Here is an 11,645-nt window from a genome sequence, read left to right on the forward strand (position 1 = left end):
AGACCCGCTACGCGGGCATTACCAAATGATTCTTCGATAGCAGCTACGCGGGCATCTTTGATGAGTCAATGCGCGGGCTATGCTGTCACGCGGGATTGTGTCATCATTTCCCCATGGTTGCTGGCCAGGCCGAGAAGGATGAACTCAAGCACGCGATCGAGCTGCTTCCCAAGTTTGACGATCGTGTGATTGATCTTGGTGCCGAGGTAATTTCCGTGCTTGCTTTTCCTGAGCGGTGGATTCACTGGCGAAACGAAGCGCTCGACCTTTTGGAAGGGCGGAAAGCCAGGCGCCGAGTCGTGGTGGATTGCACTACGCCCGACATCAGTTGGGACCATGCGAATTGGTTCGATGTCGGTGCCACGGAAGCGGCCACGTTGTTACCGTTGGCTTTGATCCGTAAGCAGCCAGTTCTGGCCCTTGAGGTCAGAGACGGTTCCGGATTAATTGTTCCAACGCTGGGTCGCCGTGCCAATACATTGCTTGCCGCCGCGGCGATGACATTCATCGTTTGGCAGGCAGTGGAAGCTGATGCTGACCGAATCATGAGGTACTGGCCTCGTGTGGCCGCTGTGGCGACGGCAGATCCTGTTAGGGCGATGCAACACGCAAACATACTGATTCGTGATCTGGGCTTGCAGGAGATGAACAGCATGATCGTTCGGTCTCTCGCGGAATGCTTTCCGTTAGCACTGGTTTTACCGCGCGACACGCTAGGTCAGCGACGGGTCTTTCAGTATTCGTATCATTGGGAGATGTCTGCAACGGGCCACCGCTTGCGGCTATTCTTTGCGAGCCTCGGCTGGGCTTCGTTCAAATGGAAGACCGAATTGGGGCTGCTCTACTTTGCCGAGTCTTATCATTTCGAGTGCGCAGCACCACCGGGACTGATCATATCTGGATTGGAACTTCCGCGAGACGCCACTGGATCCGTCCGCAGAAGTGGCCGCAGCCGCTATGTGGCGCACGCTGGTGGCAAATACACCTACACGGCGCCGGCAGTCGCAGAGAACGCCTTGATTGCGTTCGACCTAGATCCGGGGAGGCTTCTCCCACGGGTTCTCGCGGCCACGATAGCGGTGGCCTTTCTCTACGTAATCATGTTAGCGATACCGGGTCTCTCTGTGACGCTGACGTCGAAGTCGGCCAGTGGTGCGGCCGTTGCGCTGCTGCTATTCCTGCCAGCCTTATTCGTGGCGCTCAACGCGCGGGCTCCGGAGAACGCGATCGTGGGGGCCATGCAGCTACCCTTGCGGGTGCTCACTTTGGGATTGTCCCTCTCGCTCTTTGTCACAGGTGCGATCCTCATCATCTGCCAGGACTCGGACCTGATTCGGGCTGAATGGTGGCTATCTCTTATATACGCTGCGCTCGGTGTGGTGTCATCATTAATAGGGATAACAAGACTGCATCTCAGGAACGGTGATAAAAATGTCTCACAAAAGCACGGGTAGCACGATACAACGCGGGTCTGATTCGGCGATGTACCTGATCCCCTCGGCCGAGGGCCGCCGCGACGATTCGGGCAATCCTCCGACTGTTGCCGGCTATCAAGAACAGAGGACCCAGTTGATGGCAGCGGTCCGAGACCGTTTGGCGCTCAGTTGCGAGACCGGTGACACAACCGGTCAGGGCAGCGGGACGTAAAGGGACGCAAAGGGACGTAAAGGGACGTAAATAGTCCAAAAGTCTTGCCGCGGGGGTCTCATACCCTTGATGCACCTCAGTGCATCCTGGGATGTATAACCAGCGGGTATTGGGCAGCCGCGGGGCGTCGGAAATCCGACCAACTTGATGCCCAGCGGATCGCCAGGACAGTACTCCCGTTGGAGATTAAGCAGTTGCGTCGACCCCGGCTCAGTGAAGGCGTCCGTGCGTCCCTGAGGGTCCTGCTATCTGTGCGTGAAGCCATGACCGGTGAACGTACCCGGGCCGTGAACGCGCTGACGGCTCTGGTACGCGTCAACGATCTTGGCCTGGACGCCCGCAAGGCCTTGACCAGTGTGCAGTTTGCCGAGGTGTCCCGGTGGCGTGCCCGGGATGAGGAGTTGGTGCTCGCCATTGCCCGTACGGAAGCTATCCGGTTCGCGAAGCGGATTGGTGAGCTTGATCAGGAATTGACTGGCAACGACAAGCAGATCACGGAGCTGGTCAAGGTCAGCGAAGCTGCGCCCCTGCTGGAAGTGAAGGGCTTCGATGCCGTCACCGCCGCCACGTGCGTGGCCGTCTGGTCCCACCAGGGGCGGGTCCATTCGGAAGCCGCGTATGCTTCCCTCGCCAGGGTCAACCCGTTATCGGCCTCGTCCGGCAACACGGTCCGTCACCGACTAAACCGAGGCGAGGAAGGGCCGGGTCTTTACCCGAGCGGCTTCCACTTGGATGGGAAAGGGCGGGCCTCATGACACGAGCAACCCAGTCTGATCATGCGCCATCGTGATCCCTGCCCTTGATCCGCACAAAGTACGCGTGGGTGTCAGTTTGAACCGCCCCGGGACCGCCGAGCTCACCATAAGGGAAGCCTCTGCCAGGACTTTATTAGGAGCTCCGGCCTGCTGATCCAAGTTGCTGCGCGGCTTGGACAACGCGATCCGCCATGGCCTGTTCTGCCGGAGTCCCCCAGGTCCGGGGATCATATGACTTCTTCACCCCTACTTCGCCGTCCACCTTAAGGACTTCGTCGTAGCGAGAGAGCATGAAGCCAGCGATTGATCGGGTAAAGGCATATTGGGTGTCCGAGTCGATGTTCATCTTGACTACGCCATGCCGGACGGCTTCAGCGATTTCTTCGGCGGTCGACCCGGAACCTCCGTGGAATACCAAGTCCAGGGGCCGGTCAAGTCCGGTTTGTTGGGCAAGGGATGATTGAATCTCGCCCAGGAGCGCTGGCCTAAGTTTCACCTCCCCGGGCTTGTAGGCGCCATGGATGTTGCCAAAGGTCAATGCGGCCATGTATCGGCCGTTTTTGCCCGACCCAAGTGCCCCCACAAGTTGGCGGGCATCGTCTACAGTCGTGTAGAGCCGTTCGTCCATGGAGCCGACAATGCCGTCCTCCTCACCACCGACCACACCGACTTCGACCTCAAGAATCGTCCTAGCCGCGTGGGATAGATCAAGCAAACGACGTGCAATCTCCAGGTTCCTGTCGAGCGGCAGCACCGATCCGTCCCACATATGCGACTGGTACAGCGGGAGTTGGCCGCGTTTGACTCGCCGGATGGAATCTTCCAACAGTGGCAGCACCCAATCATCAAGGTTTGGTTCAGGACAGTGGTCGGTGTGCAGTGCGATTGTCACGTTGTAGTGTTTGGCAACCTCATGGGCATAGGCCGCAAGAGCCAGGGAACCCGCCACGCGGTTCTGCGCGGCTCCGGAAAGGTACAGGGCGGTTCCCACGGAAACCTGGATGATGCCGTCGCTTTCGGCATCGGCGAACCCGCGCAATGCAGCGTTGAGTGTTTGTGATGATGTGACGTTGATGGCCGGGTAGGCAAAATGCCCTGCCTTGGCTGTATCCAGCATCTGTGCGTAGTCGTCCGGGGTGGCGATGGGCATGGAAGGCTCCTTAGTTCAGTCGGTGCAGCCACAGGAATTTCGGTGGTGGTAAATGGTTTCAGTGCGCAGAACCCGGCGCGGGCCGCTCTTGCCCTCGATCCTGTCCACCAAGAGGTCAACGGCGGTTCGGCCCATGCTTTTTACATCTTGTTCGATGGCCGTGAGCCGGGGCTCGAACACATCGGCCCACTCGAAGTCGTCGTAGCAGACCAAGGCGACGTCATGGGGCACGGTCAGCCCAAGGTCCTTCAAGGCATGCATGGAGCCAATGGTCATGGCATTGTTCAGAACTACCAGTGCCGTCGGACGGGACGGGGAGCCGCTGGGTAACGTCCATTACCGTGGTGTAACCGGCCCTGATGGGCGTGTTGCCAGAGCGTAGAGGCGGTCACCGCGTGATCCTTGGAAATGACAGTCCAATGTCTTTCCTGAAGGAGAACTTCGCGATGACCGCACCTTATTCTATCGATCCGACCCGTTTCCTGTCCGAGCAGCTCGAGCAGGCCTCCCCTGATCTGCTGCGCCAGATGCTGCAGACCTTCATCACTGCCTTGATGGGCGCTGAGGCTGACGCCGTTTGTGGGGCCGAGTACGGCCGTCCCAGCACCGATCGGGTGAACTCCCGCAACGGCTACCGGCACCGCGACTTTGATACCCGCGCCGGGACGCTGGACGTAGCGATCCCGAAGCTGCGGCAGGGGTCCTATTTTCCGGATTGGCTGCTGGAGCGCCGCCGCCGTGCCGAGGCCGCTCTGAGTTCGGTCGTGGCGACGTGCTATCTGCTCGGGGTGGGTACCCGGCGGATGGAGAAACTAGTTGATTCCTTGGGTATTACACGCCTGTCGAAGTCCCAGGTCTCGATCATGGCCAAGGAGCTGGATGAGCAGGTTGAGCAGTTCCGTACCCGGCCCCTGGACGGCGGCCCGTACACGTTCGTTGCCGCCGACGCACTGGTGCTGAAAGTGCGTGAAGGAGGTCGCGTCGTGAACGTACACACCCTGGTCGCGACGGGCGTCAACGCCGATGGACACCGCGAGATCTTGGGTGTTCAGGTCACCTCCGCCGAGGACGGAGCCGGCTGGTTGGCCTTCTTCCGCGACCTGACCGCCCGCGGCCTCACAGGGGTGAAACTCGTCACTTCCGACGCGCACGCCGGCCTGGTCGCCGGCATCGGGGCGACACTACCCGGAGCGGCCTGGCAACGCTGTAGAACCCACCACGCCGCCAACCTGATGTCCGCAACCCCGAAGGCATCCTGGCCGTGGGTGAGGACCCTGCTGCACAGTGTCTATGACCAGCCCGACGCGGACGCAGTGCACGCCCAGTTCGACCGGGTCCTGCGCGCCTTGGCGGAGAAGCTGCCCAAGGTCGCCGATCACCTCGAGGCCGCCCGCGCTGATGTGCTCGCGTTCACCGTTTTTCCGAAGGAAATTTGGCGCCAAATCTGGTCCAACAACCCACAGGAACGCTTGAACCGGGAGATCCGCCGACGGACCGACGTTGTCGGCATCTTCCCGGACCGGATCGCCCTGATCCGCCTCGTTGGCGCAGTCCTGGCCGAGCAGCACGACGAATGGACCGAAGGACGCCGTTACCTCGGACTCGACGTCCTCGCCCGCTCACAACACGCAGGAACCACCACCGAGAAGGAGGAAACCACACCCGAACTCGGCGCCCTCAGCGCCTAAACACCAAGGATCACGCGGCAACCGCTTACACCACGCATTTGGACTTGACCAGCCGCTGAAGAGTTCATGCACTGCCTTGTAGGCTTCCTTGGCCTTGGAACGGCCCGTCACCATGGTCGTCTTCACCGCTGGGCTTTGAGCGGGGTGGTTGTGATTCTGACTGCGTTGCCTGTCGATGCCGCTGTTCTATCAAGCGTCCCCAGGCAGTTCCGGTGAGAATAAGGGCGATGCCGCAGTACCCCGCGATCCCTAGGGTGTCGTGGGCAATGGTTATTCCGATGAAGGCTGCCCAGACCGGCTCTGTGCCGAGGAGGAGGCTGACCCGCGATGGAGAAGTTCGCCTGACCGCCCAGATCTGAACGAAGAACGCGAACACGGTGCAGATGAGTACCAGATAGAGAAACATCACTAACCGCCCGCGATCCAGCTGGGAGAGGTAGTGCGGGATGGAATCTCCATAAACGATTGAACCCGCCGCAAATAGAAGTGCGCAGGTTCCCAATTGCACGGTCGTGAGATGCAGCGAGTCCATGGCTTTGCCGCCGGTGAGCTTGTGCATGGAGACAACGTGCGCAGCGCGCACCAGCGCGGCGGCCAGTACGAGCAGGTCTCCGGCGTTGGGAGGGTCGAAGGTGCCGTTGCCGGCGAGCAGAACCACCCCGGCTACCGCAACTATGGCGGCGGCGAAGAACGTGCCGGGTAGCCGCCGGCGCGACACGACAGATTCAAGGACCGGGGTGAAGACCATGGTCAGGCTGATGATGAGGCCGACGTTCGTTGCCGAGGTATGCGCGATCCCGAACGTTTCGAACGCGAAGACGGCCGCGAGCAGCACCCCGATCGGTAGGCCAGCGAACAGTTCCGAACGGGTCAGATGGTTCCGCCGCACACCGACGATTGCAGCCATGACTCCGGCTGCGAGCAGCATCCGCACAGCGAGGAGGGCCAGCACCGTGCCCGCAGAGACCAGTTCTTTTGCCACGAGATAGGTGGATCCCCAGGACACGGCCACCAGAAGCAGCAGAAGATCGACCCGGAACCGTTCAACGAAAGGAATCATTCGCCTATCGTCCCCGGCTGCATGCATTAGGACTAGAGGCTGGTTTTGGTTGCTATGGGTTAGTTTTGACTAATGGAACTCGGGCAACTGCGTGCTTTGAGAGAGCTGGGTGACAGGGGCAGCATCGCTGCGGTCGCCGCAGCCCTCCACGTCACCCCGTCATCGGTGTCACAGCAGCTCAGCGCCCTGCAGCGCCGCTCGGCTGCCCCGCTGACCTTCAAAGACGGACGACGGACCGCACTGACCGACGCCGGCCGCGCTCTGGCGCTGGCGGCCGTCGATGTGGAGGTGGCACTTGAACGCGCCCAGCAGGCAGTCGCACAGTTTCAGAGCGAACCGCACGGGGCTGTGACGGTCGCGGCCTTCCACAGTGCGGCACTGGCCCTCTTCGGCCCACTACTTACGCAGGTCAGCGCCCCGGGCCAGCCCCGCGTTGCGCTCAGCGACTTCGACGTCGCCCAAGAAAGTTTCCCCACCCTCACCCGTGATCATGACCTGGTCATCGCCCACCGGCTCACCGGCAGTGCACCGTGGCCGGGATGGGTGCGCGTCGAGCCGCTCCTGTTCGAACCTCTGGACCTCGTCATCCGCAAGGACCACCGACTCGCAGCCAAAGACTCCCTCGCGCCAGAGGATCTCCGCGGGGAAGCCTGGGTGGCCGTCCAGCAGGGCTTTCCCCTCGAGAACGCCATCGAACAAATCGCCGGCATCGGAGGCGCCGAAGCACGCATCGCTCACCGGATCAACGAATTTTTCGTTGCCGCAGCTGTGGTCGCCGCCAGCGACTGCATCGCGTTGATGCCCCGCTACACCACCGACATGCACCATCATCCGAATTTGGTCCTCCGCCCGATTTCCCGCCTTGGGCCGGGCCGCCACATCGACTGCCTCGCCCGACCCGAAACCCTCGAACGATCCAACGTGAAAACCGTCCTCGCCCAACTCCGGGCCGTCACAGCCGGCCTCGCCTCGCCCCGGCCTTCTTTTTAAGACGGTGCCGACGGCCGCCGTAGCCCAGCCCACCGCCGTCAGACAGTTCACAAACGGTCGATCGAATTTGCTACAAGCGGTCCGGCTCGTCCACGAATCTGTGAGCCGCACACTTATCTGGCTCGTTTTTTCGCAGCCTATCGGGCGTACTCGCCCATCCCCTCGCGTCCCGTTAGCGGATCGGCTTACGGGTGCTCTGGGCGGTTGGCGTAGCAAGCGTGACGATATCCGCGGCTATTTCGTTAGTCTGAACGAATGCCCTACAAGATTCGCCAGGCGACGCCGGCTGACGCCGAAGCCATAGTCAGGATGCACACGGCTGCCCACGAGGAATGCTACGGACACTTGCTTCCATCGCAATTTTTTGCCAGCTGCCGAAACAGTATTACGGAACGTGTGAATCAGCGTAGGCCGTTCTTGGATAGCAAAGACCCCCGGCTCGTGGCCCATGATGAGGCCGGAGCAGTAGTGGGAGTGGCAGACGCGGGCCCGGGAAGAGACCCTGATATGGCGGGCCTCCCGGAGCTTTATAGGATCTATACGTTGAGCCGGACCCACGGTTCGGGTCTTGGCGCCCAACTTATAGAAGCCGCCGTCGGCGATACTCCGGCTTACCTCTGGGTGCTTGAGGACAATCCGCGTGCCAGAGCCTTTTACCAAAAGTCAGGGTTCAGTCCGGATGGGGCGCGCAAGCTGTTGCCGCCTGACTGGAGCGAGCTGCCAGAAATCAGGATGGTCCGTCCCTGAGATGCGACGGAGTACGGTGAGGGATCCGCTTGCGGTCACGGCGCCTGCCGCCGAGATGCCTTGGAATCATCCGCAGCGGGTTCGGTGTGTGAACGAAGGTTCCATACCGGCGGGGGTGAGGACGATTCGCGAGGCGCGGTCCGTTCTGGCAGGCTCGCCTGATGGCTGAGACGGTAGAGGTTGATGTGGTGCGAGTCTTCACCGACGCGCAGGGCGGTCACGGTAACGAACTGGGAATCATCGCTAGTTCAGTGGTCAGCTATGGACGCGAGCAGATGATCGCAGCGCTACTCGGGTTCAGCGAGACCGTCTTCGTGGATGGTGACGAGCAGGGGCCCGCGGAGAATCGGGTTACGCGCATCCGCATCTTTACACCAGTTACCGAACTGCCGTTCGCTGGGCACCCGAGTGTGGGCACAGGGTGGTGGCTTGCCTGGAAAGGAACTCCGGCCGCTGTGTTGCGCGAGAAGGCCGGCGACGTGACTGTCACCAGCCTCGCGGACGCGACGTGGATTACCGCTTACGCAGCCTGGGGGCCAGAATATGACTGGATCCCGACGGCGTCTGCGGCAGAGGTCGACGCGCTCGACGCGGGCTCATTCACCGGCTCGCGCCATTATGCTTACGCGTGGATTGATCAGGCCGCTGGTCATTTACGCTCCCGCATGTTCTCGCCTGCCATGGGCATCGACGAAGACGAGGCGACCGGGGCGGCTGCCATTCGGGTCACCGCGAGACTTGCCCGTGATCTGCGGATCACGCAGGGCGCAGGCAGCGAACTGCTGACCGCTTTGATCGAAGATGACCTTATCCGGCTCGGTGGGCGAACGGTCTTCGACCGCACCGTGATGGTCACGCTCTGACCGGTCAGGATTGGCTCTCGGACATCTCCCACCCAACGTTCGGCTTACGGGCGTGATTGCTCCTCGATTCTTGGTTAGGCTCGTGGGGTGCCTACCGGTCGGAATCACCAAGTGATCGTATTGAATGGCGGATCGAGCTCTGGCAAGTCCTCAATTGCCAGAGCGCTTCAGGAAATCCTTCCGGGCATCTGGTTGACGTTCGGCGTCGACACGTTCATCGACGCCCTTCCTGGTAGGGGTGACAGCCCTCGCGCAGGAATTACCTATGAGCAGGGCGGCACGATCGCTTTCAGCACTGAGCATCGGGCTGTAGAGCGCAGTTGGTATACCGGACTCAGCGCTATGGCCCGGGCAGGGGCCCACTTGATCCTCGATGAGGTCCTTCTCTCCGGGGGTGCCGGCCAGGAGCGTGTCCGGTCGACATTCGGCGAAGCGGACCTGATCTGGGTGGGAGTGCACTGCGACCCGGACGTCGCCGCACGCCGCGAGGCACAACGCCTTGACCGTGTAGAAGGAATGGCGCGACAGCAAGCCCTGAGCGTCCACGCCGGGGTTGTCTATGACGTAGTGGTTAACACCACATATCGCTCAACCGATGAATGCGCACGTGACCTCGCGAACCAGCTCACGCTCGATGCTCAGCCCCGTTGAGGGATCCCTGACCGGGCGGACAACGCCGCTGAGCTTCGTGCAGCACTAGCGAACTACATCGCCGACGGCCGTCGTCTCCGCGGCCCTTCCGCTAGCCGGTCCGGAGCGGCTGTTCCGATGAGTCGGGAAGAGGCCCGGAGGATCCGGGACGGGGCCGCCAGCAATGGAGATAACCCCTGTACCGGGGACGAATCCGCCAGGCCATTCACCAGCCCTATGTCGCCGCCCATGCCTAGCGAGATGCCCCGGGCAGCCTCAGATTCCAGGCCGGGCCGGGCTTGGGTATCCGCTGAGCGGGCCATATCCCGGAGTGCGCATTTGTGAGCGGGCGCTAGCTGACTGCGGAGAGCGTCGGCGCAAGCAGTTAGGGTCCCGGCTGGCCCTGGAGCGTCTACCTTTGCGGCGTAGACGGAGGGCATTCCAGATCCGCGTCGTTTCCCGCCGTGATGGGCGTAGCCCGCCGGGTCTGGCAACGTCGTCGGCGAGATGTCCTGTCAGGTGTCAGGTGTCGGTGTGAAGGACGGCAAGGGGAGGGGATGGTGCGAGGCGGTGTGGAGTGTCATGGGCATTAGGTGTACGAAAACGTCGATTTCCGGGAACTGACAGGCCATGTTCATGGTCCGGCAATCTTCACCCCGTACGCTGGGAGGGACGAGAGGAAGACCGAATGAACGAGAACCTCCATGATGAGTTCCCGCGGGAGAATAGTCTGGTGGCCGCTGATGCGGTCGAGGCCCGGGCTGAATCCCGTGCAGCTTTGGTCCCCGGCCAGCTGGTCCTGGTCGCCCGCCGGGGGGGGCCGAACCGGAAGCCGGGTTGGTCGATGCTCTGACCGATGACGGGTCCGTGGTCTGGGTTGACTTCGGTGGGGTCTTCGCGCGCCGTATGTTTCATGCCGCAGACCCGGAAGAGATCCACGCGATCGGGCGATAAAAGGAATTGTCAGGTTCCGCGTAATTTTTACGGCACCCCTACGTTTATCCCTCTTTGGTGCCTGTGGTGGAGTTCCGAGGAGTGAACTGCCCCGGGTTTAATGGAGGGTGTTGAATCCTTGAAAGGATGAGCACCATGCCAGCACCGAAGAAATATCCAGATGAGCTTCGCCAGCGGGCAGTCCGCCTCGTGATGGACGCCCAGAAGAATCCCAGTGGCGGCCGTGGTGCGTGCACCAGGATCGGTGCGCAGCTGGGCATCCCAGCGGACACGATCCGTGGCTGGGTCCGGACCGCGGAGGTCGATCAGGGCATGCGCCCAGGCACCACCACTGTTGAGGCAACCCGCCTGGCCGAGCTCGAGCGTGAAGTTGTTGAGCTTCGCCGGGCCAACGCGATCTTGAAATCAGCCTCAGCTTTTTTCGCGGCGGAGCTCGACCGCCCCTCACGACGATGATCACCTATATCGACAACCATAAGGACGAATACGGGGTCGAGCCGATCTGCAAACAACTGCCGATCGCCCCATCAACCTACTACGCAGCCAAGGTGCGCCCAGAGTCCAAACGGTCAATTACGGACGCCGTGACAACGGAGAAATTATCCCGCGTGCATCGGGAGAACTACAGCGTTTACGGGGCCAGGAAAGTTTACGCAGCGCTCAACCGTGAGGGACACCCGGTGGCCCGCTGCACCGTGGAAAGACTGATGCGCCGCACCGGCCTCCATGGCGTGCGCCGGGCCAAGAATCCCCGCACCACCGTGCCTGGGCCCTTGTCCGAGCGGCCGGCGGATCTGGTCCGGCGTCAGTTCAACGCACCAGCCCCGAACTGCCTCTGGGTCGCTGACATAACCTATATTCGAACGTTCTCCGGCTGGGTCTACGCGGCCTTTGTCCTGGACGTTTTCTCCCGCCGCGTGGTCGGCTGGCAGCTCTCCACCACCATGCACACAGCCTTGGCACTGGATGCCTTGGAGATGGGGCTGTGGACCCGCCAGCGCGATGGGAAGGACGTCTCCCAGCTCGTGCACCACAGCGATTATGCCGAGGAAAACGTTAAGCCGAGCTTGGTGCGCTTGCCCTGGTGATTCGGGGGTCTCCGTCCCGTTCCTCGGCTTAACGTTTCCTGCTATCTCAGTGAGTAGAGTAGCTGAAGTTTGT

Annotated in this window: 11 protein-coding genes, 2 pseudogenes and 1 other annotated feature; of the genes and pseudogenes, 10 read left to right on the top strand and 3 right to left on the bottom strand. The window is 61.5% G+C overall.

Annotated elements, in window-relative coordinates; translation table 11 throughout:
- Positions 1-113 precede the first annotated feature (113 nt).
- Positions 114-1,454: a hypothetical protein gene (locus OS914_RS11615; RefSeq protein ID WP_267546216.1), complete on the top strand. Its 1,341-nt coding sequence runs from the start codon at positions 114-116 to the stop codon at positions 1,452-1,454.
- Between the two features lie 315 nt (positions 1,455-1,769).
- A pseudogene (locus OS914_RS11620) lies at positions 1,770-2,339 on the top strand (transposase); the annotation flags it as partial.
- Between the two features lie 196 nt (positions 2,340-2,535).
- On the opposite strand, the gene fbaA reads toward OS914_RS11620, so the two are convergent.
- Together fbaA and OS914_RS11630 are read right to left on the bottom strand one after the other, a co-directional pair.
- On the bottom strand, positions 2,536-3,552 hold the full coding sequence (fbaA, locus tag OS914_RS11625) for a class II fructose-bisphosphate aldolase (RefSeq protein WP_267546217.1): 1,017 nt from the start codon (positions 3,550-3,552) through the stop codon (positions 2,536-2,538).
- A 15-nt stretch (positions 3,553-3,567) separates the two neighbouring features.
- A pseudogene (locus OS914_RS11630) lies at positions 3,568-3,855 on the bottom strand (substrate-binding domain-containing protein); the annotation flags it as partial.
- Positions 3,856-3,998: 143 nt separating this feature from the next.
- On the opposite strand from OS914_RS11630, the gene OS914_RS11635 reads away from it, so the two are divergent.
- A complete protein-coding gene (locus OS914_RS11635) occupies positions 3,999-5,240 on the top strand; it encodes an IS256 family transposase (protein ID WP_267546218.1) in 1,242 nt (413 codons plus the stop codon).
- A gap of 64 nt (positions 5,241-5,304) precedes the next feature.
- Here OS914_RS11635 and OS914_RS11640 read toward each other — a convergent pair whose 3' ends face one another.
- Positions 5,305-6,300 (bottom strand): DMT family transporter, encoded by a 996-nt coding sequence (locus OS914_RS11640; protein ID WP_267546219.1) that lies wholly within the window; start codon positions 6,298-6,300, stop codon positions 5,305-5,307.
- Between the two features lie 72 nt (positions 6,301-6,372).
- On the opposite strand from OS914_RS11640, the gene OS914_RS11645 reads away from it, so the two are divergent.
- The 7 genes from OS914_RS11645 to OS914_RS11675 all read left to right on the top strand — a co-directional run bounded on the left by OS914_RS11645 (position 6,373) and on the right by OS914_RS11675 (position 11,572).
- Entirely contained in the window at positions 6,373-7,290 is a 918-nt protein-coding gene (locus OS914_RS11645; RefSeq protein ID WP_267546220.1) for a LysR family transcriptional regulator, read from the top strand.
- Positions 7,291-7,599: 309 nt separating this feature from the next.
- The gene (locus tag OS914_RS11650; RefSeq protein WP_267546238.1) at positions 7,600-8,037 is read left to right on the top strand and encodes a GNAT family N-acetyltransferase; all 438 of its coding nucleotides are present in this window, start codon (positions 7,600-7,602) and stop codon (positions 8,035-8,037) included.
- A gap of 161 nt (positions 8,038-8,198) precedes the next feature.
- Entirely contained in the window at positions 8,199-8,900 is a 702-nt protein-coding gene (locus tag OS914_RS11655; RefSeq protein ID WP_267546221.1) for a PhzF family phenazine biosynthesis protein, read from the top strand.
- 111 nt (positions 8,901-9,011) lie between these two features.
- Positions 9,012-9,551 (top strand): chloramphenicol phosphotransferase CPT family protein, encoded by a 540-nt coding sequence (locus OS914_RS11660; RefSeq protein WP_267546222.1) that lies wholly within the window; start codon positions 9,012-9,014, stop codon positions 9,549-9,551.
- Between the two features lie 667 nt (positions 9,552-10,218).
- The gene (locus OS914_RS11665) at positions 10,219-10,383 is read left to right on the top strand and encodes a hypothetical protein (RefSeq protein ID WP_267546223.1); all 165 of its coding nucleotides are present in this window, start codon (positions 10,219-10,221) and stop codon (positions 10,381-10,383) included.
- 236 nt (positions 10,384-10,619) lie between these two features.
- On the top strand, positions 10,620-10,940 hold the full coding sequence (locus OS914_RS11670; protein WP_267546224.1) for a transposase: 321 nt from the start codon (positions 10,620-10,622) through the stop codon (positions 10,938-10,940).
- Positions 10,898-11,011 (top strand) — a sequence feature (AL1L pseudoknot). (Overlaps the previous gene by 43 nt.)
- Positions 10,937-11,572 (top strand): IS3 family transposase, encoded by a 636-nt coding sequence (locus OS914_RS11675; protein ID WP_267546225.1) that lies wholly within the window; start codon positions 10,937-10,939, stop codon positions 11,570-11,572. Its footprint overlaps the feature before it by 75 nt. The genes OS914_RS11670 and OS914_RS11675 overlap by 4 nt, the downstream gene beginning before the upstream one ends.
- The last annotated feature ends 73 nt before the right edge of the window (positions 11,573-11,645 follow it).

Origin of the sequence: Arthrobacter endolithicus, from assembly GCF_026627425.1 — a bacterium.
In the GTDB taxonomy this organism is placed as follows: domain Bacteria; phylum Actinomycetota; class Actinomycetes; order Actinomycetales; family Micrococcaceae; genus Arthrobacter_M.